We start from the raw sequence: 19,207 nt of genomic DNA on the forward strand, positions 1-19,207 counted from the left end.
GGCTTGCGAAAGGCGAGGCGTACGATGAGCAAAGAAGTACTGCTGGTTGTTGAGTCGGTATCCAATGAAAAGGGCGTACCGGCGAGCGTAATTTTTGAAGCGCTGGAGCTGGCTCTGGCCACTGCTACCAAAAAGCGTTTTGAAGACGAAGTTGACCTGCGTGTGGAAATTAACCGCCACACAGGTTCTTACGAAACTTTCCGTCGCTGGACGGTCGTCGAAGAGAATGATCTCGACGATCCGGCCATCGAAACCTGGCCAACCAAGGTTGCTGAAACGCATCCAGGTGCCAAGGTTGGCGACGTCGTTGAAGAAAAGATCGAATCCATCGAGTTCGGCCGCATCGCTGCGCAGACTGCAAAGCAAGTCATCGTGCAGAAAGTTCGCGAAGCCGAGCGCGCTCAAGTGGTCGACGCTTATCGCGAGCGCCTGGGAGAAATCATCTCCGGCACCGTGAAAAAAGTCACCCGCGACAACGTGATCGTCGATCTGGGTAACAACGCTGAAGCGTTGCTGGCCCGTGAAGACATCATTTCTCGCGAAACTTTCCGTGTCGGCGTGCGTCTGCGTGCGCTGCTCAAGGAAATCCGCACCGAGAACCGCGGCCCGCAGCTGATCCTGTCGCGTACCGCGCCGGAAATGCTGATCGAGCTGTTCCGCATCGAAGTGCCGGAAATTGCCGAAGGCCTGATCGAAGTAATGGCAGCGTCCCGTGATCCGGGTTCGCGCGCCAAGATCGCCGTCCGCTCCAAGGACAAACGCATCGACCCGCAGGGCGCTTGCATCGGTATGCGCGGTTCGCGCGTCCAGGCAGTGTCGGGTGAGTTGGGCGGTGAGCGTGTTGATATCGTCCTCTGGGATGACAACCCGGCTCAGTTCGTGATCAACGCCATGTCCCCGGCTGAGGTTGCGGCAATTATCGTTGACGAGGATGCCCATGCAATGGACATCGCCGTTGGCGCAGACAATCTGGCTCAGGCCATCGGTCGCGGTGGTCAGAACGTGCGTCTGGCCAGCCAATTGACTGGCTGGACCCTGAACGTGATGACCGAATCGGACATCCAGGCTAAGCAGCAAGCAGAAACCGGCGACATCCTGCGCAACTTCATCGACGAGCTGGAAGTCGACGAAGACCTGGCACAGGTGCTGGTAGATGAAGGCTTCACCAGCCTGGAAGAGATTGCCTACGTACCGTTGGAAGAAATGCTCAACATCGACGGCTTTGACGAAGATACCGTCAACGAGCTTCGCGCTCGTGCCAAGGATCGTTTGTTGACCAAAGCCATCGCTACTGAGGAAAAGCTGGCAGACGCCCATCCGGCCGAAGACCTGCTCTCGCTTGAGGGTATGGACAAGGATTTGGCGATGGAACTGGCGGTGCGCGGCGTAATTACCCGCGAAGACCTGGCCGAGCAGTCTATTGACGACCTGCTCGACATCGACGGCATTGACGATGATCGTGCCGGCAAGTTGATCATGGCCGCCCGAGCCCACTGGTTCGAGTAATTAGGCGCGGCCTGAGGAGAGAAGTGCATGACGCAAGTCACGGTGAAACAACTGGCCGATGAGGTCAAAACACCGGTAGAGCGCCTGTTGCAGCAGATGCGTGAGGCAGGTCTGCCGCACACCGCCGCCGAAGAAAATGTGACTGACAGTGAGAAGCAGTCCCTGCTGACTCACTTGAAAAGCAGCCACAAGGCGAAAGTGGAAGAACCACGCAAGATCACGCTGCAGCGTAAAACCACCAGCACCCTGCGTGTGGCTGGTAGCAAAAGCATCAGCGTAGAAGTTCGCAAAAAGAAAGTTTTCGTACAGCGTAGCCCGGAAGAAATCGAAGCCGAACGCAAGCGTGAACTGGATGAGCGTCGCGCAGTAGAAAATGCTGCTCGTCAGAAGGCTGAAGAAGAAGCCAAGCAGCGCGCCGAAGAAGAAGCGCGCCGCCAGCCTGCTGCTGCGCAGACCGCTACCAGCGACGCCGTTGCGGCGCCGGCTGCAGCTGCCGAACCTGTTCGCGAAAGCGCGCCGGTGGTTGCCGCTGCTCCAGCTCCGTCTGCTGATGTTCGCAACAAGCAGAACGAACAGCGCCGTCCTGACAAGCCGCGTGCCGACGACAACAATCGTCGCAGCGGTGGTGGTGATGGCGAGCGCAAAAACGCTCCGCATCGCGCATCGGTCAAAGAAAAAGCGCCGGCTCCACGTGTGGCGCCACGCACTACCGACGAAGAAAGCGATGGCTTCCGTCGCGGTGGTCGCGGCAAGGCCAAGCTGAAGAAGCGCAACGCCCACGGTTTCCAGAGCCCAACCGGCCCTGTCGTGCGTGATGTGCAGATCGGCGAGACCATCACTGTTGGCGATCTCGCCAATCAGATGTCGGTCAAGGCTGCTGAAATCATCAAGTTCATGTTCAAACTGGGTACTCCAGCGACCATCAACCAAGTGCTTGATCAGGAAACTGCTCAACTGGTAGCCGAAGAACTGGGCCACAAAGTGACCCTGGTCAGCGACACCGCTCTGGAAGATTCCCTGGCCGAGTCCCTGAAGTTTGAAGGTGAGTCGTTCTCCCGTGCGCCAGTCGTGACCGTAATGGGCCACGTTGACCACGGTAAAACTTCCCTGCTCGACTACATCCGTCGTGCCAAGGTAGCTGCTGGCGAAGCCGGTGGTATCACCCAGCACATCGGTGCATACCACGTTGAAACCGAACGCGGCATGGTCACCTTCCTCGACACCCCGGGTCACGCCGCGTTTACCGCAATGCGTGCTCGTGGTGCCAAGGCGACCGACATCGTGATTCTGGTGGTTGCAGCGGACGACGGCGTGATGCCGCAGACCATTGAAGCTGTTCAGCACGCAGTAGCGGCTGGCGTTCCACTGGTTGTTGCAGTGAACAAAATCGACAAGCCGGGCGCCGATCTTGATCGCATCCGTAGCGAGCTGTCGGTTCACGGCGTGACTTCCGAAGAGTGGGGCGGTGATACGCCGTTCGTACCGGTGTCGGCGAAAGTCGGTACTGGCGTGGACGAGCTGCTTGAAGCCGTTCTGCTGCAAGCTGAAGTTCTCGAACTGAAAGCAACTCCATCGGCTCCTGGCCGTGGCGTTGTGGTTGAATCGCGTCTCGACAAAGGTCGTGGCCCGGTTGCAACCGTTCTGGTTCAAGACGGTACCCTGCGCCAAGGCGACATGGTCCTGGTCGGTTCGAACTATGGCCGTGTGCGTGCCATGCTCGACGAGAACGGCAAGCCAATCAAGGAAGCCGGTCCTTCCATCCCTGTCGAGATCCTCGGCCTGGACGGTACTCCGGACGCTGGCGACGAGATGAGCGTGGTTGCCGACGAGAAGAAAGCCCGTGAAGTGGCTCTGTTCCGTCAAGGCAAGTTTCGCGAAGTCAAATTGGCTCGCGCTCATGCTGGCAAGCTGGAAAACATCTTCGAAAACATGGGTCAGGCCGAGAAGAAGACGCTCAACATCGTCCTCAAGTCCGACGTCCGTGGTTCGCTGGAAGCGTTGAACGGTGCCTTGAATGGCCTGGGCAACGACGAAGTACAAGTGCGCGTAGTGGGCGGCGGCGTTGGTGGTATCACCGAGTCCGACGCTAACCTGGCACTGGCTTCCAACGCTGTACTGTTCGGCTTCAACGTGCGTGCCGATGCTGGCGCACGGAAGATCGTCGAGCAGGAAGGTCTGGACATGCGTTACTACAACGTGATCTACGACATCATCGAAGACGTCAAGAAAGCCCTGACCGGCATGCTCGGCAGCGATGTTCGCGAGAACATCCTGGGTGTGGCCGAAGTGCGTGACGTGTTCCGTTCGCCGAAGTTTGGCGCGATCGCTGGTTGCATGGTGATCGAAGGTGTTGTGCACCGTAACCGTCCGATCCGTGTACTGCGTGAAGACATCGTTATCTTCGAAGGCGAGCTGGAATCCCTGCGCCGCTTCAAGGATGACGCTTCCGAAGTACGTGCCGGCATGGAATGCGGTATCGGCGTGAAGAGCTACAACGACGTCAAAGTCGGCGACAAGATCGAAGTCTTCGAGAAGGTTCAGGTTGCTCGCAGCCTCTAACTCGCGCACTTCAGGAGCCGTGATGGTCGGCCGCACTCAACAGTGTGGCGCATCACCCGGACTCTAAACGCAACGCCCGGTCTGGCTTTTGTCAGGCCGGGCGTTTGCCGCTTTCAGACCTTGCGGGTTTCGCCGCGGGGCAGTAACAGGTAACAAAATCATGGCAAAAGAATACAGCCGTACCCAACGTATCGGCGATCAGATGCAGCGCGAGCTGGCTCAACTGATCCGTCGCGAAGTCAAAGACCCGCGCGTCGGCCTGGTCACCATTACCGCAGTAGAAGTCAGCCGTGACGTCGGTCACGCGAAGATCTTCATCACCGTGATGGGCCAGGATAACGCCGAAGATATCGCGCAAAGCATCAAGGTGCTGAATGCCGCCGCAGGTTTCCTGCGGATGCAACTGGCCCGTGAAATGAAACTGCGCAGCGTGCCGCAATTGCACTTCCACTACGACGAATCCGTTGTCCGTGGTGCGCACCTGTCGGCCCTGATCGAGCGTGCCGTGGCTGAAGACAATCAGCATCCGGTCGCTGCTGAACCTGAAGACACCAAGGAGTAATTCGGTGGCTCAGGTCAAACGTATCCGTCGTAACGTCAGCGGTATCATCTTGCTCGACAAGCCGTTGGGGTTCACTTCCAACGCCGCGTTGCAGAAGGTTCGCTGGCTGCTCAATGCCGAGAAGGCCGGTCACACCGGCAGCCTCGATCCATTGGCCACCGGTGTCTTGCCGTTGTGCTTTGGTGAGGCCACCAAGTTCTCGCAGTACCTGCTCGATTCCGACAAGGCTTATGAAACCCTGGCGCAGCTGGGCAAGACCACCACCACGGCGGATGCCGAAGGTGAAGTTTTGCAGGAGCGCCCGGTGACCGTTGGTCGCACCGATATCGAGGCAGCATTGCCGAAATTTCGTGGGCAAATCAGTCAGATACCGCCGATGTACTCGGCGCTCAAGCGTGATGGCCAGCCGCTGTACAAGTTGGCGCGTGCAGGCGAAGTAGTGGAGCGCGAACCGCGTTCTGTTACTATTGCGCGCTTGGAATTACTGGCCTTCGAAGGCGATACTGCGCGACTTGCGGTGGATTGCAGCAAAGGCACCTATATTCGCACCCTGGTGGAGGATATCGGTGAGCAACTCGGTTGTGGTGCGTACGTCGCTGAATTGCGCCGTACCCAGGCCGGGCCTTTCACCCTGGCGCAGACCGTGACCCTCGAAGAGCTTGAGGCGGTTCATGCCGAAGGCGGCAACGAAGCGGTTGATCGCTTCCTGATGCCATCGGACAGCGGCCTGCAGGATTGGCCGCTGCTGCACTTCTCGGAAGCGAGCGCGTTCTACTGGCTCAACGGCCAGCCGGTGCGTGCCCCGGATGCTCCGAAGTTCGGCATGGTGCGGGTACAGGATCACAATGGTCGCTTCATCGGTATCGGTGAAGTGAGCGAAGACGGGCGCATTGCGCCACGTCGACTGATTCGGTCGGAATGACCGAAACCGGTCTGTGTCAAAGCAGGCTGGCGAGGGTGGCTGTCAACAGGCACGGTCACTACTCATTTATAGATACAGGGATTTGTCCCTGGCCTGTTGAAGTTGTTTCTTTGAAACAGCTTCCTGATAAAAGGATTGCCTCATGGCTCTCGACGTTCAAGAAAAAGCTCAAATCGTTGCTGACTACCAGCAAGCTGTTGGTGACACTGGTTCGCCAGAAGTGCAAGTTGCACTGCTGACCCACAACATCAACAAGCTGCAAGGTCACTTCAAGGCCAACGGTAAAGATCACCACTCCCGTCGTGGTCTGATCCGCATGGTAAACCAGCGTCGCAAGCTGCTGGACTACCTGAAAGGCAAGGATCTGGGTCGTTATCAGACTCTGATCGGTCGCCTGGGTCTGCGTCGCTAATCAGCGATTGCGCTATGAGGTTGGTTGTCTGTCGGACGTCTGCGGTTTACCGCCGACGGCTTGCAGGCTCCCAGCCTCAAGTTTTATCTGGATACACGTTTTACCCTGGACAGGCGTTGGGCCGATTCCCGACATTGCCCAAGAATTCGCAAGAAACCAGTTCCCCCAAGAGCCACAAAGAAGGTAGGACACCGTGAACCCGGTAATCAAAAAATTCCAGTTCGGTCAATCGACCGTTACCCTCGAGACTGGCCGTATCGCCCGTCAGGCCTCCGGCGCAGTATTGGTCACCGTTGACGACGACGTCAGCGTATTGGTGACTGTAGTCGGTGCAAAACAAGCCGATCCAGGCAAGGGCTTCTTCCCTCTGTCGGTTCACTACCAGGAAAAGACTTACGCTGCCGGTAAGATCCCTGGCGGTTTCTTCAAGCGTGAAGGCCGTCCTTCCGAGAAAGAAACCCTGACTTCCCGACTGATCGACCGTCCGATCCGTCCGCTGTTCCCAGAAGGCTTCATGAACGAAGTGCAGGTTGTCTGCACCGTCGTTTCCACCAGCAAAAAGACCGATCCGGACATCGCTGCGATGATCGGTACCTCGGCTGCCCTGGCCATCTCGGGCATTCCGTTTGACGGCCCGATCGGCGCCGCTCGCGTAGCTTTCCACGAAAGCACCGGCTACCTGCTGAACCCGACTTACGAGCAGCAAGCAGCTTCGAGCCTGGACATGGTCGTTGCCGGTACTTCCGACGCCGTACTGATGGTTGAATCGGAAGCCAAAGAGCTGACCGAAGACCAGATGCTGGGCGCGGTACTGTTTGCTCACGACGAGTTCCAGGTTGTGATCAACGCGGTTAAAGAACTGGCTGCCGAAGCTGCCAAGCCAACCTGGACCTGGGCTCCTGCGCCAGAAGCCACCGAACTGCTGGGCGCTATCCGTGCCGAGTTCGGCGAGGCGATCTCCCAGGCTTACACCATCACCGTCAAGGCCGACCGTTATGCGCGTCTGGGCGAGCTGAAGGATCAAGTCGTTGCCAAGCTGTCCGGTGAAGAAGGCCAGCCTTCTTCCAGCGAAGTCAAAGCCGCTTTCGGCGAAATCGAATACCGCACCGTTCGCGAAAACATCGTTAACGGCAAGCCACGTATCGACGGTCGCGACACCAAAACCGTACGTCCGCTGAACATCGAAGTCGGCGTTCTGCCGAAGACTCACGGTTCGGCGCTGTTCACCCGTGGTGAAACCCAGGCTCTGGTAGTCGCGACTCTGGGCACCGCCCGTGACGCACAGCTGCTGGACACCCTGGAAGGCGAGAAAAAAGACCCGTTCATGCTGCACTACAACTTCCCTCCGTTCTCGGTGGGCGAGTGTGGTCGCATGGGTGGCGCTGGTCGTCGTGAAATCGGTCACGGCCGTCTGGCCCGTCGTTCGGTTTCGGCCATGCTGCCAGCCGCTGACGTGTTCCCGTACACCATCCGCGTGGTTTCGGAAATCACCGAATCCAACGGTTCGAGCTCGATGGCTTCCGTTTGCGGCGCTTCCCTGGCCCTGATGGACGCTGGTGTGCCGATGAAGGCGCCGGTTGCCGGTATCGCCATGGGTCTGGTTAAAGAAGGCGAGAAATTTGCCGTCCTGACCGACATCCTCGGTGACGAAGACCACCTGGGCGACATGGACTTCAAAGTAGCCGGTACCGCCAAAGGCGTTACTGCGCTGCAGATGGACATCAAGATCAAGGGCATCACCGAAGAAATCATGGAGATCGCTCTGGGCCAAGCCCTGGAAGCGCGCCTGAATATCCTCGGTCAGATGAACCAGATCATCGGCCAGTCGCGTACCGAACTGTCGGCCAACGCTCCGACCATGATCGCGATGAAAATCGACACCGACAAGATCCGTGACGTTATCGGTAAAGGTGGCGCGACCATCCGTGCGATCTGCGAAGAAACCAAGGCTTCGATCGACATCGAAGACGACGGTTCGATCAAGATCTTCGGCGAAACCAAGGAAGCCGCTGAAGCTGCGCGTCAGCGCGTTCTGGGTATCACCGCTGAAGCCGAGATCGGCAAGATCTACGTGGGCAAGGTTGAGCGCATCGTCGACTTCGGCGCATTCGTCAACATCCTGCCGGGCAAGGACGGTCTGGTGCACATCTCGATGCTGAGCGACGCTCGCGTAGAGAAAGTGACCGACATCCTGAAAGAAGGCCAGGAAGTGGAAGTGCTGGTACTGGACGTGGACAACCGCGGCCGTATCAAGCTGTCCATCAAAGACGTGGCAGCGGCCAAGGCTTCGGGCGTTTAATCAGCCCAAAGCGTTAGCGCAATAAAAATGCCCCGCCGTGAAAACGGCGGGGCATTTTTTTGTCTGCGAAATATCGGGACATTCTGCGAAGTTGCCGGACTTCAAGACCGGTGCTAGGTTTAGCCCACCGCCCGTGTAGCTCAGCCGGTAGAGCAGCGCACTCGTAACGCGAAGGTCGCAGGTTCGATTCCTGTCTCGGGCACCACATCAACGTTCGTCGGCGTTCGGCGACTCTCACACCCGCCCAAAACAGGCCGTCCAACGCGGCCTTTTTCTTTCGCTCTTTCGTTGCGTGCCGCGCAGGCCCTGTTGCGGAGGGCTGTCCAGGCAGAAAGCAGTCCTCATGCGCCGGCTCCGTACGAAACCGGAATCAAACAAATGCTTTCGAATATCTGTCGATGCCTCGAAGAACGTAGCGGAGGGGCGTGACCCCGACGGGATGGCGCAAGGGAGCGTGACGATTCCGTCGCATTGCTTCTAATTTTCCTACCGGTAATGATGGCGAGCAGATATTATCCGCTCGCTTTTCGCATGGAAGTGTGTGTGCTGGACGCGCACTCAGTGACGAGGTTCTTCGGAGCCGGATAAAAAGAGAAATTAGATGATGTCCACCAACCGCAAGCCAATAGAAAACCTAAAGCCATTAACGAGCTTAAGATTCTTCGCCGCATTCATGATTGTCGTTTGGCACTCAGTTATGTTTTACCCATGGTTCGCAGGGGTTCCATCCTTCCTGACGCATGGAGTTAGTTTCTTTTTTGTTCTGTCAGGATTTATTCTGACGCACGTTTACACATCAAAAAAGCCATCGGGATACTTTGGCTTTATTCGTGATCGCCTTGCCAGGCTCTGGCCGGTCCATATATTCGCATTGTGTTTCCTCGTGATGTTCGTGCGTCCAGATGCAATTACCTTCGACGGGGAAGGGCTATTTGCTAAGTCAGTTCAGCTAGCCTTGAATCTGACGCTGATGCAGTCAATATTCCCCTTTGACAAGATCATGTTTTCCTGGAATGCCGTGTCGTGGAGCATTTCAACCGAAGTTTTTTTCTATCTTGCGTTTCCGTTTCTTGTAATCGGAATAAGAAAGAACTGGGCAATCAAACTTCTTGTCGCCATTTTTATTTCAACTGCTTTCGTCTTTGCAATGACCGCATTTTCCAAGACGCAAACAGGTCAGGAAGTCGGCATTAATATGTTTTATGCGGCTTACTCCAATCCTTTGTTTCGTGGTGTTGAGTTTGTTCTAGGCATGTCGCTCTGGGTGGTTTGGGATAAATACATCCGAAACTACGAGGCATCATATTTGGTCTGGAGCGCAGTCGAGATAGTAGCTGTCTTGTTTGCAGCATGGTGGATTTGTTACGGTGCCGAACATGCTATTAGCTATCTAGGTGACTTTGAATCTCCAAGACTTATGGCAAATACAATGGGTTCAGCCTGGGTGTTTGCAATACTGATTGGAGCGGTAGCCTCTGGTCGTGGAGTTGTTGGCTCTATCCTTAGTAACCGGGTTTTGGTTTATCTCGGCGAAATCAGCTTTTCAATTTACATGATTCATCAAGTTTTACTGAAGGTGTTCGCTTACTCGTTTTCAAAGGATTTGCAAGTCACCCCACTTATGTATTTTTCTGCGTTGCTGTTCTTGGCGTCGGCCAGCTACCTGATGATCGAGAAGCCAGCTCAGCGTCTGCTGCGATCCAATAAGAAACCAAAGGAACAGGAAGTCGCCACGCAGGGAGCTCAACTTCAGAATGTGAGCTGATTTCTAACAGTCGGTGTTCTTTGCGCAATGGCTCTCCAGTGGAGAGCCATTGCTTCATCAATAAGCCCCTTGGCGCTATTTATCCAATAGATGCTGGGGTTTTCCGTCTGGGTTGAGGTTCCTGTCTCAACACCATTTTCTCTACTTTACCTTGCGGCTCAGATCCTCGACGGTACGTTTGAGCTGATCCATCGCCCGATCCTGATCGTTGATTTTCTGCTTCAGATTCGAAATCTCGCTGCTGTTCGAGTTGGAACTGGAGCCACTGTTGCGCTTGAGGTCTTCGACCTGACGACCTAGCGTGTCCAGTTCACGGTCCTGGTCTTTGACCTTGTTTTTCAGATCATCGATTTCCTTGCCGCTGGAGCTGGAGTTCGAACCGTTGCTGCGTTTGAGCTCTTCGATCTGCCGCGACTGGTCACTGATCGTGTCGCGCATTTTTTGCAGTTCGTCGACGCTGATGTCGCTTCTGATGACGACATCTTTGCCGTAATCGTTGTGAATCAGGGCAACCTTGTCGCCGTAGGAGGAACTGCTACTGCTCAACTCGACAGCCATTGCGTTTGCAGGCAGGGCCAGAACAGCCATCAGCGCGGTAGCGGGCACAACAGAGAGAATCTTCGAAAAGCTGCGCATCACTGGTTTTCCTTGTGAACAGCGGAGACGTGCCGAAGTGGCACATCGCTATGACTCGAAATCCGCATTTATGTTCCGCAGGTCAACTTTTTGTGCGAGAGATGTAAAGAGCCGTGTAATTCGTCATGCAAACGTCCTATATTCGGTGCCTGCATGAGCATCGCCCAGCAGTTTTCAGATGATCCCGAATGGTTCCGAAGGCCGGACAAATCCGCGTCAGAGAGATCCTTGATGATCCAGATCCATCCTCCATTCTTACGATCAGCGAGAACGCCATGACCGAATTAACTCAAGAGCAACGTCACGAACAAGCGCTGGAAAAGTACATTCTGGACGTACCGGACCTGAAGGAAGAGATCAAGGATCTCAGTCCCGATGATCAGAAAGATCAGATTCAGTGGGCCTTCGAAGACGAAGCCGAAGCCCAGGGCCTGCAGCCGTGGGAGCTGACACTCAAGTACACGAGCACGCCGCAGGAGTTCGAGGCACAGCGCCTTGTGCTGCACAAAGAGGCGGCCGAAGTGCTGGGTGTCGAGTGGGACGAGTACTGCGAGATGAATAATCTGGTGGTCTGAAACAAAAACGCCAGCCTCAACCGGGCTGGCGTTTTTTATTGCGTGAATCCTTCAGAGGCTCAAGCGCATCGACAGGTCCACCGCTTTGACATCCTTGGTCATCGCGCCGATCGAGATGTAGTCCACCCCGGTTTCGGCGATCGGCAGCAGTGTGCTTTCGTTGATGCCGCCGCTGGCTTCCAGTTTCGCCTTGCCGCCGTTCAGGCGCACGGCTTCGCGCATGTCATCCAGGCTCAGTTCGTCGAGCATGATGATGTCGGCGCCGGCGGCCAGTGCCTCTTTCAGCTCCTCCAGACTTTCCACTTCGACTTCCACCGGTTTGCCCGGCGCAATCTTGTGCGCGGCGGCAATGGCCTGCGGGATGCCACCGCTGGCGGCGATGTGGTTTTCCTTGATCAGGAACGCGTCGTACAGACCGATGCGATGGTTGTGGCAGCCACCGCAGGTCACCGCGTATTTCTGCGCCAGCCGCAGGCCTGGCAGGGTTTTTCGGGTGTCGAGCAACTTGACCTGAGTGGTGCCGACGAAATCGGCCAGGTACTGCGCGCGCGTGGCCACACCGGACAGCAGTTGCAGGAAGTTCAGCGCACTGCGTTCACCGGTCAGCAGCGAACGGGCCGGGCCTTCCAGATGAAATAGCGGTTGATTGGGCTTTACCCGCTCGCCATCGATCACTTGCCAGTGCACCGCGACCCGCGGATCAAGCTGGCGAAACACTGCATCGACCCAAGCGGTGCCGCAGATGACAGCCGCGTCGCGAGTGATGATGGTGGCTTTGGCCAGGCGTTCGGCCGGGATCAGTTGCGCGGTAATGTCGCCGCTGCCGATGTCTTCGAGCAACGCACGGCGCACGTTGGCTTCGATTTCGGCGGTCAAATCGGCGAGACGTAGATTCGGCATAACGGGCTCCACAAACAAAGTGGTTCGATTATAGGGGCATGGCGCGAGCCAACCCAAGGCGAGAACGCGCGTGGCAGCCTGCATCCGGTCGATTTTCTTTGAGCAAAACCGGCCAGGCGTGGTCACTGAAAGGGGCGGTATAGGGGAAACCCTGACGGCTATGGCGCCGGGTGCAAGTTATGAAAGATAATTCGCCTTGCATTTGACGTCATAGCTTTGACGTGCAGAGCGGCCAAAGTTGTTGAGACCTGTGGGAGCGAGCTTGCTCGCGAAAGCGCAGTGTCAGTCACCAACAATGTCACTGACAGATCGCCTTCGCGAGCAAGCTCGCTCCCACAGGAGGCTTATGTTGAAAGTGACCGAACGAATCACCGTTTCAGGAGGCTTGGATGCACAACGACGGGAAAGTAGTGCCTTTGCACAAGGCTGCTACCGATCAGGCGAATCATTCGCCGCTCGCCCGCCTGCCTGTGATTCTGCTTCAGGTTCGCGACAAGGCTGCCCAGCAACTGCGTCACGGTTTGCAGGAACTGTTCGATAACGCCGACGACACACTGTTTGAAATGGCCGACCGGGCGCGCAACGACATTGAGCAGAACATCTTTTTCGAAGCCATGCGCGACCTGCGCCTCAAGCGTAAAAACATCGAGCGCGGCTTTCTTGAGCAATTCTTCGAAGCCTTCGTCGGTCTGACGCAATACGATCCCACGCACAACACGCTGCCCCATGCCTTGATATACGACGAGTTGGCCCCCCGCAGCGACGACATGGAGCGCAGCGTGGCGGTCGAGACCATGGTCGGTCGCGTACTCAAGCGTGACGGCTTCGCGCTCGATCAACTGACCGCGCGGCTTAACGCGCTGCTCGGCAACACCCTCGACGATCAACACAACCCGCTTGGCCCGGCGATGCTTTGCGAGTTTTTCCTGCTGGCCGGGCGAAACCTGGGCGTGGAGATCAAGGTCAAGCTGATCCTGCTCAAACTCTTCGAGCGTTATGTCTTGACCGACACCGAGCAGCTTTACGCCGAAGCCAATCAATTGCTGCTCGCCACCGGAGTGTTGCCCGAGCTGAAAGCGGCCCCGGCGCGCCGTGCGATTGATCGTGCGATCGCCAATGTGAACAGCGATGAAAGCGACGACACGCCGCCCGTCGACGAAGGCGTGCAGGAGGTTTTCGCCGCACTGCAGCAACTGCTCGCGCACGTCCGTGGCAGTGTCGCGCCGACGCTGGAATCCAGCGTTGCGGCGCAGCCGATTTCCACTCGCGACCTGCTGCGCCTGCTCTCGCACTTGCAACAGTACGTGCCGACGCTGGCGGCTCAGGATGACTTCGATCTGCGCAATCAGCTCGAACAACTGCTGACCCGGGTCAGCGTCAGAAGTGGCAAATCGCGGATCGTGGGCGATGCGGACGAAGACGTGATCAATCTGATTGCCATGGTCTTCGACTGCATTCTTGAAGACCGCAATGTGCCGGATTCGCTTAAGGCGCTGATCGCCCGGTTGCAGATCCCGATGCTCAAGGTCGCGGTGCTCGACAAGAGTTTCTTCAGCCGCAGCAGTCATCCGGCGCGGCGCCTGCTCAACGAAATCGCCGAGGCGGCCATGGGCTGGGGCGGCTGCGACGGTGAGGCGCGCGACAGCTTGTACCTGCGTATCGAACAAGTGGTGCAGCGTCTGCTGACCGATTTTGTCGATGATCCGGCGATTTTCTCCGAGTTACTGGCTGATTTTCTCGCCTTCACCAGCGATGAGCGCCGCCGCAGCGAGTTGCTTGAACAGCGCCTGCGTGACGCCGAAGAGGGGCGAGCGAAAACCGAGCTGGCGCGGCGCCGGGTCGAGCGGGCGTTGAATCAAGCGCTGCTGGGTAAAGTACTTCCACCGTCCGTGGTCACCTTCGTACAGGACGCCTGGAGCAAAGTATTGCTGTTGACGTGCCTCAAGCATGGTGATCAGTCAGCCGAATGGCAGGCCGATGTGCAGACCATGGCGCAATTGATCTGGAGTGTGCAGCGTCATGAAGACGCTGAATCCAGCTTGCGCTTGCTGGCACTGGTGCCGGGGTTGCTCAAGTCGCTGCGTGATGGTCTGAGCAGTTCGGCGTTTGACCCCTTTGCCACCAGCGAGTTTTTCAGTGAACTGGAAGCCCTGCATGTGCAGGTGCTGGAGCGTTCCGTTGCGGCTGATCAGGCCGCGCCCATGATCGAGGTGTCGCAGCAGATCGTGCTGCAAACCGCCGACGACAGCAGCATGGCATTGACGTCGGTACGCTTGCCCCACGATGCCGCCGGTCTGCGCCAGGTCGAGCAACTGCGCCTGGGCAGTTGGGTGGCGTTTCAGGAAGACGATGAACACAGTCTGCGCTGCAAACTGGCGGCCATCATCGAAGCCACCGGCAAGTATGTATTTGTCGATCGCACCGGCATGAAGGTGCTGGAGCGCAGCCGCAGCGCGCTGGCCGTGGAATTCGAGCGCGGCGCGGTACGTGCGCTGGATGACACCTTGCTGTTCGACCGCGCGCTGGAGTCGGTGCTGGGCAATCTGCGGCGACTCAATCGCGGCAAGTGATCGCACGCCGGGGGCTGATCGCGGCATACTGGGCGCCTACACAGTCGGCGTTGAAGGAATCGGTATGCAGTTGGATCCCGCTAGCGGGTGGTGTCACGGGGTGCAGGTCTGCCCATCGCCCAACTTCAATGAACGCCCGGCGGGCGAAATTTCCCTGTTGGTCATTCACAACATCAGCCTGCCGCCGGCGCAGTTTGCCACGGGCAAGGTGCAGGAGTTTTTCCAGAATCGTCTGGATGTCACCGAACACCCCTACTTTGCAGGGATCGCTGACCTGCGCGTCTCGGCGCATTTTCTGATTGAACGTGACGGCAAGGTCACCCAGTTTGTCTCCTGTCTTGAGCGGGCGTGGCATGCCGGCGTGTCGGTCTTCGAAGGACGGGAAACCTGTAACGATTTTTCCGTGGGCATCGAGCTCGAAGGCACTGATGATCTACCGTTCACCGACGCGCAGTATCAGGCGTTGACGGCGTTGACCCGCCAATTGCAAAGCGCATTTCCGGCCATCACCGGCGCCCGCATTTGTGGGCACAGCGATATAGCACCCGGGCGTAAGACCGATCCTGGCCCGGCATTCGACTGGGCGCGTTATCGCGCAGCCCTGGCACAAGAGGAAGGACAATGAGTTTTCTGGTGTTACTGCTGGCGTTGTGGATCGAGAAGTTTTCGGCCCTGCGCCATCGGGTTCAACGCGATGGCGGATGGATCCGCGAACTGAACAAACTCGAAACCAGCGCGCGGCTGGCCAAACAGCCCTGGCTGGTGCTGACGATTCTGGTGCTGTTTCCGGTGGCGTTGCTGGCGCTGTTGCTAGTGGTGCTGGAACCGGTGGCCTACGGCTTGCTGGCGTTGCCGGTGCATTTGCTGGTGGTGATTTACAGCCTGGGGCGCGGCGACTTGCTTGGCGGCCTTGGGCCGTTTCGCGATGCCTGGCGTCGCGAGGATCTGCAAGCGGCGGCACATGTGGCCAAACGCGATCTGAACATTTGCGCCGACAGCGGCGAGCAGTTGCTTGAAAGCGTGCAGGGGCATCTGCTGTGGCAGGCTTATCAGAGCTTTTTTGCGGTGATCTTCTGGTATTTCGTGCTCGGCCCGGTGGCGGCATTGGCGTATCGCCTGTTGGCGCTGGCGCAGGAACACGGGCAGAACCCGGCATTGGTCGAGCGTGCCGCGCAACTGCGGCATGCCTTTGACTGGCTGCCGGTACGCTTGCTGGCCGCGAGTCTGGCGCTGGTCGGCAACTTTGTCGCGGTCAGTCGGGTGATGCTGCATGAATTGCTCAACTGGAACATCAGCGCGGCGCAACTGATCAACCGGGTCGGTCTGGCGGCGGGGGAGATTCCACCTCCCGTGGTCGGGCCGGACGGCATCAACACCCTCGATTGCCTGTGGGAACTGCTGCTGCGCGCGGCGGTGCTGTGGTATGCCGGGTTTGCCTTGTGGACGGTTCTGGTTCACTGATTTAAAGAAAGATCAAAAGATCGCAGCCTGCGGTAGCTCCTACGAGGAGGTCTGTGTGTCGCGGGGTGCGATGTCGTTAACCTTAAGTTACAAAACCTCCCTTCGATTTGAGCTATACAGAGATGGCGCCCGATAGTGGCTATCTGCTCTCGCCCCGCGCCTGCCAATAAAAACAAGAAAAACCAAGGGAGACTTCCAGTGAAGAGCTTGCTCTATCCCGCCGTCTCGCTGATGAACCGTCTGAGCTTCGGCATGAAGTTCAGCCTGATCAGCGTGCTGTTCCTGGTGCCGATGCTGGTGACCAATTTCTATCTGGTGCGCGATTCCTATCGCGAATTCCAGGGCACTCGGGTCGAACTGCAAAGCCTCGATCTGCTGGGCAGCAGCCTGGCCCTGCGCCGGGATCTGGAAACCCTCAACAATCTGGTGCAGATCAACGTCACCCTCGGCCAGTCCGGCAAGGCCGGCAATGTCGATGCGCAGATCACCACCCTCGAGCAAGCGGTTTTGACGCGCTTGCAAGGGCTGACGGCGATGACCGACGATCCCGAACAGATTCAGGTGTTCGACGGCAAACGCGATGAAATGATCGCCGCGTTCAAGGCCCAGCAAACGGAAAACTCGCTGCAAAGCAAAAGCGCGCTGATCGGCAAATTGTTGGCCAGTGCGCAGATTTTCAGCCAGATCATCAGCAGTCAGGCCGGACTCAGCCGCGATAATCAGAGCGATATCCGTCAGCTCAGCGAACTGGTCACCCTGATCACGCCGACCGTCACGCAAACCCTCGGCGAAGGCCGGGCCATGGGTTCGTATTCATTGGGCCAGGGTTTTCTTAACAGTTCGTCGAGCACGCGTTTTGATGAGCTGATGGTGCAGATCGAAAAACTCCAGGCCGAATACGGCCTGAAGCTGCAGGACGCCCTCGGCTCCAGCAAAGCCGCGCGGGAAAACCTCAGCGCGGCGGCCGAGAGCAGCAAGGGCTCGCTGAAACAGGCCAGCGAACTGTTCGAAGAACAAGTGGTGATGGCTGACACGCTCGATGCACCGTGGCAGGCGTTTTACGATCAGGTCACCGGGCTGATCGACCGGACTTACCAGCTCAACGAAGCCACGTTGAAATTCCTCGACACTCAATTGCAGCAACGTCTGGCGCAAAACCGCACGCACATGGTCTTGCAGGCGGTGGCGCTGTCGGTGGTGTTTGTGCTGATTTTCTACCTTTACGGTGGTTTCTACGCCTCGACCCGCACCACGCTGAAACGCTTGGGCGCGATGATGGACAAGGTCGCGGCCGGCGACATGACGGTCAACTTCAAGGCCAACAGTCGCGATGAATTGGGTGAGTTGGGCGAAGTGTTCAATGGCACGGTGCGCAAGATTCATGACTTGATCGAGCGCGTGGGGCAGACCGTCGCCGAGGTGGAGCGCCAGGCCGGGCAGGTTGAAAACGTCTCGGCGCAAAGCAACCAGGCGGTCGCCGGACAGCGCACGCAGATTGAGCAAGTGGCGACGGCGATGAATCAGATGTCGGCAACCTCACTGGAAGTGGCGCGCAGTGCCGCCGCAGCGGTGAGCAGTGCCCACAGCGTGAATGACGAGACCATCAGTGGTCGTGGCCTGGTCGAATCGCAACAGGGCAGCATTGCCGCGCTGGCCAGCGAAATCGATCAGTCGGTGTTGGTGATCAACCAGTTGGCCAGTGACAGCCAGGCGATCAGTCGCGTACTGGAAGTGATCAAGAGCATCGCCGAACAAACCAACTTGCTCGCGCTCAACGCCGCGATCGAAGCAGCCCGTGCTGGCGAGCAGGGACGCGGTTTTGCTGTGGTTGCCGACGAAGTGCGCACCCTGGCCAAACGCACCCAGCAATCGACCGAAGAAATCGAACAGATGATCGCCAAACTGCACGGCGGTGTCGGCGCGGCGGTGAAAGCCATGGGCGTCAGCCATCAGATGGCCAATGGCACGGTCGGGCAGTCGGAGAAGGTCCAGCAGGCGCTGGAAAACATCCTCGGTGCGGTGGGCATGATCGTCGATCAGAACCAGCAGATCGCCGCTGCGGTTGAACAGCAAACGGCGGTGGCCCACGACATCGACCAGAACATCGTCGAGATCAACCGCGCCGGCGAACGTACGGCGCAAGGTGCGCACCAGACCGAAGATGCCAGCCGGGCGTTGTCGGCCCAGGTGGTAGAACTCAAACAGCTGATCAGCGCCTTCCGCGTCTGAGGCACGCACGAAACCTGTGGGAGCGAGCCTGCTCGCGAATGCAATCTGTCAGTGACATCTCTGTCACCTGACACATCGCCTTCGCGAGCAGGCTCGCTCCCACCGGGTTCTGGGTTATATCAGAACCTTTTGTAGTACTTTTTCACTTCGGCCCGTAAGCCCAATCCTGTTTCTCTGCAGACTCTGGCATTTCCCCTGCAATGAGCCAGTATCCATACCCAATCGTTCGGTAGAGGAGGCCGCTCATGTCTGCCGCAACTCTGGGAGTCCAAGGCCGTTGTGCTCATTGCCAGACCACGCTGCTGCTCAAACCGTGGCAACTCAATGCCATCTCGATCAATGAACCGTTCAGCTGCGAGCATTGCCAGCAAGCGCTGGAGCTGCGTTGCCCGCAACAGATCAAGCGCTTCAAGTCCCTCGATTCACTGGCGCTACTGCGTTTCAGCGCTTCAGTAACAGTCTGCACCGCGCTGCTGGTGGCGTTGGTGATGGAATGGGTGGGATTGCTTAGCGTCACCGAGCAACTGAACGCATCACTGATCACGATCTTCGTGTACTTCGTGGTCGTCCGTTACGCGCGCCAGCGTCAGCATCTGACGCTGGTTCTGGAGGCCGCCAAGGCGCACGCCGACTGATTTGTAGGCGCTGTCGAGTGAAAAGAGGCTGCGATCTGTTGATCTTTTCTTCAAGCCAGGATCAAAAGAGCAATCACTCGATGCATGCGTAACGCCTGCGGCCACCTCAACGCTATCGGTGGGCTGAGTGAATGTTATCGGCAGGAAATAATTGGCAACGGGAACAGTTGAACGCT

15 protein-coding genes and 1 tRNA gene are annotated in these 19,207 nt (G+C 57.6%); 14 read left to right on the plus strand and 2 right to left on the minus strand.

Annotated elements, in window-relative coordinates; all coding sequences use genetic code 11:
• Nucleotides 1-24 precede the first annotated feature (24 nt).
• From nusA to CKW38_RS25965, 8 genes are all read left to right on the plus strand, one after another.
• On the plus strand, nt 25-1,506 hold the full coding sequence (gene nusA, locus CKW38_RS25930) for a transcription termination factor NusA (protein WP_007915252.1): 1,482 nt from the start codon (nt 25-27) through the stop codon (nt 1,504-1,506).
• A 27-nt stretch (nt 1,507-1,533) separates the two neighbouring features.
• Entirely contained in the window at nt 1,534-4,065 is a 2,532-nt protein-coding gene (infB, locus tag CKW38_RS25935) for a translation initiation factor IF-2 (protein ID WP_007915253.1), read from the plus strand.
• Nucleotides 4,066-4,225: 160 nt separating this feature from the next.
• Nucleotides 4,226-4,627 (plus strand): 30S ribosome-binding factor RbfA, encoded by a 402-nt coding sequence (gene rbfA, locus CKW38_RS25940; RefSeq protein WP_007915259.1) that lies wholly within the window; start codon nt 4,226-4,228, stop codon nt 4,625-4,627.
• Between the two features lie 4 nt (nt 4,628-4,631).
• Entirely contained in the window at nt 4,632-5,549 is a 918-nt protein-coding gene (gene truB / locus CKW38_RS25945) for a tRNA pseudouridine(55) synthase TruB (RefSeq protein ID WP_007915261.1), read from the plus strand.
• Nucleotides 5,550-5,691: 142 nt separating this feature from the next.
• On the plus strand, nt 5,692-5,961 hold the full coding sequence (gene rpsO, locus CKW38_RS25950) for a 30S ribosomal protein S15 (protein WP_003177875.1): 270 nt from the start codon (nt 5,692-5,694) through the stop codon (nt 5,959-5,961).
• Nucleotides 5,962-6,154: 193 nt separating this feature from the next.
• Nucleotides 6,155-8,260: a polyribonucleotide nucleotidyltransferase gene (gene pnp / locus CKW38_RS25955; protein ID WP_007915263.1), complete on the plus strand. Its 2,106-nt coding sequence runs from the start codon at nt 6,155-6,157 to the stop codon at nt 8,258-8,260.
• Between the two features lie 129 nt (nt 8,261-8,389).
• Nucleotides 8,390-8,465, plus strand: a tRNA-Thr gene (locus tag CKW38_RS25960).
• Nucleotides 8,466-8,861: 396 nt separating this feature from the next.
• The gene (locus CKW38_RS25965) at nt 8,862-10,025 is read left to right on the plus strand and encodes an acyltransferase (RefSeq protein WP_095114217.1); all 1,164 of its coding nucleotides are present in this window, start codon (nt 8,862-8,864) and stop codon (nt 10,023-10,025) included.
• Nucleotides 10,026-10,166: 141 nt separating this feature from the next.
• Here the strand turns inward: CKW38_RS25965 and CKW38_RS25970 are convergent, their stop codons facing one another.
• Nucleotides 10,167-10,661 carry a hypothetical protein gene (locus CKW38_RS25970; protein WP_007915265.1) on the minus strand — a complete coding sequence of 165 codons (495 nt, stop codon included), beginning with the start codon at nt 10,659-10,661 and terminating at the stop codon, nt 10,167-10,169.
• Nucleotides 10,662-10,936: 275 nt separating this feature from the next.
• On the opposite strand from CKW38_RS25970, the gene CKW38_RS25975 reads away from it, so the two are divergent.
• Complete coding sequence (locus tag CKW38_RS25975) at nt 10,937-11,236, plus strand: DUF6388 family protein (protein WP_095114218.1); 300 nt, start codon at nt 10,937-10,939, stop codon at nt 11,234-11,236.
• 51 nt (nt 11,237-11,287) lie between these two features.
• On the opposite strand, the gene nadC is transcribed toward CKW38_RS25975, so the two are convergent.
• Nucleotides 11,288-12,136: a carboxylating nicotinate-nucleotide diphosphorylase gene (nadC, locus tag CKW38_RS25980; RefSeq protein WP_007915269.1), complete on the minus strand. Its 849-nt coding sequence runs from the start codon at nt 12,134-12,136 to the stop codon at nt 11,288-11,290.
• Nucleotides 12,137-12,525: 389 nt separating this feature from the next.
• Here nadC and CKW38_RS25985 point away from each other — a divergent pair, with 389 nt between their 5' ends.
• From CKW38_RS25985 to CKW38_RS26005, 5 genes are all read left to right on the plus strand, one after another.
• Nucleotides 12,526-14,706, plus strand: coding sequence for a DUF1631 domain-containing protein (locus tag CKW38_RS25985; RefSeq protein WP_095114219.1), 2,181 nt, complete (start codon nt 12,526-12,528; stop codon nt 14,704-14,706).
• A 64-nt stretch (nt 14,707-14,770) separates the two neighbouring features.
• The gene (gene ampD, locus CKW38_RS25990) at nt 14,771-15,331 is read left to right on the plus strand and encodes a 1,6-anhydro-N-acetylmuramyl-L-alanine amidase AmpD (protein ID WP_007915273.1); all 561 of its coding nucleotides are present in this window, start codon (nt 14,771-14,773) and stop codon (nt 15,329-15,331) included.
• On the plus strand, nt 15,328-16,167 hold the full coding sequence (gene ampE, locus CKW38_RS25995; RefSeq protein ID WP_007915275.1) for a regulatory signaling modulator protein AmpE: 840 nt from the start codon (nt 15,328-15,330) through the stop codon (nt 16,165-16,167). The genes ampD and ampE overlap by 4 nt, the downstream gene beginning before the upstream one ends.
• Nucleotides 16,168-16,365: 198 nt before the next feature.
• The gene (locus CKW38_RS26000) at nt 16,366-18,396 is read left to right on the plus strand and encodes a methyl-accepting chemotaxis protein (protein WP_095114220.1); all 2,031 of its coding nucleotides are present in this window, start codon (nt 16,366-16,368) and stop codon (nt 18,394-18,396) included.
• A 245-nt stretch (nt 18,397-18,641) separates the two neighbouring features.
• Nucleotides 18,642-19,031, plus strand: a complete 390-nt coding sequence (locus CKW38_RS26005; protein WP_095114221.1) for a hypothetical protein — start codon at nt 18,642-18,644, stop codon at nt 19,029-19,031.
• Nucleotides 19,032-19,207 lie beyond the last annotated feature (176 nt).

Source organism: Pseudomonas sp. Irchel 3H7, from assembly GCF_900187605.1.
Lineage (GTDB): Bacteria > Pseudomonadota > Gammaproteobacteria > Pseudomonadales > Pseudomonadaceae > Aquipseudomonas.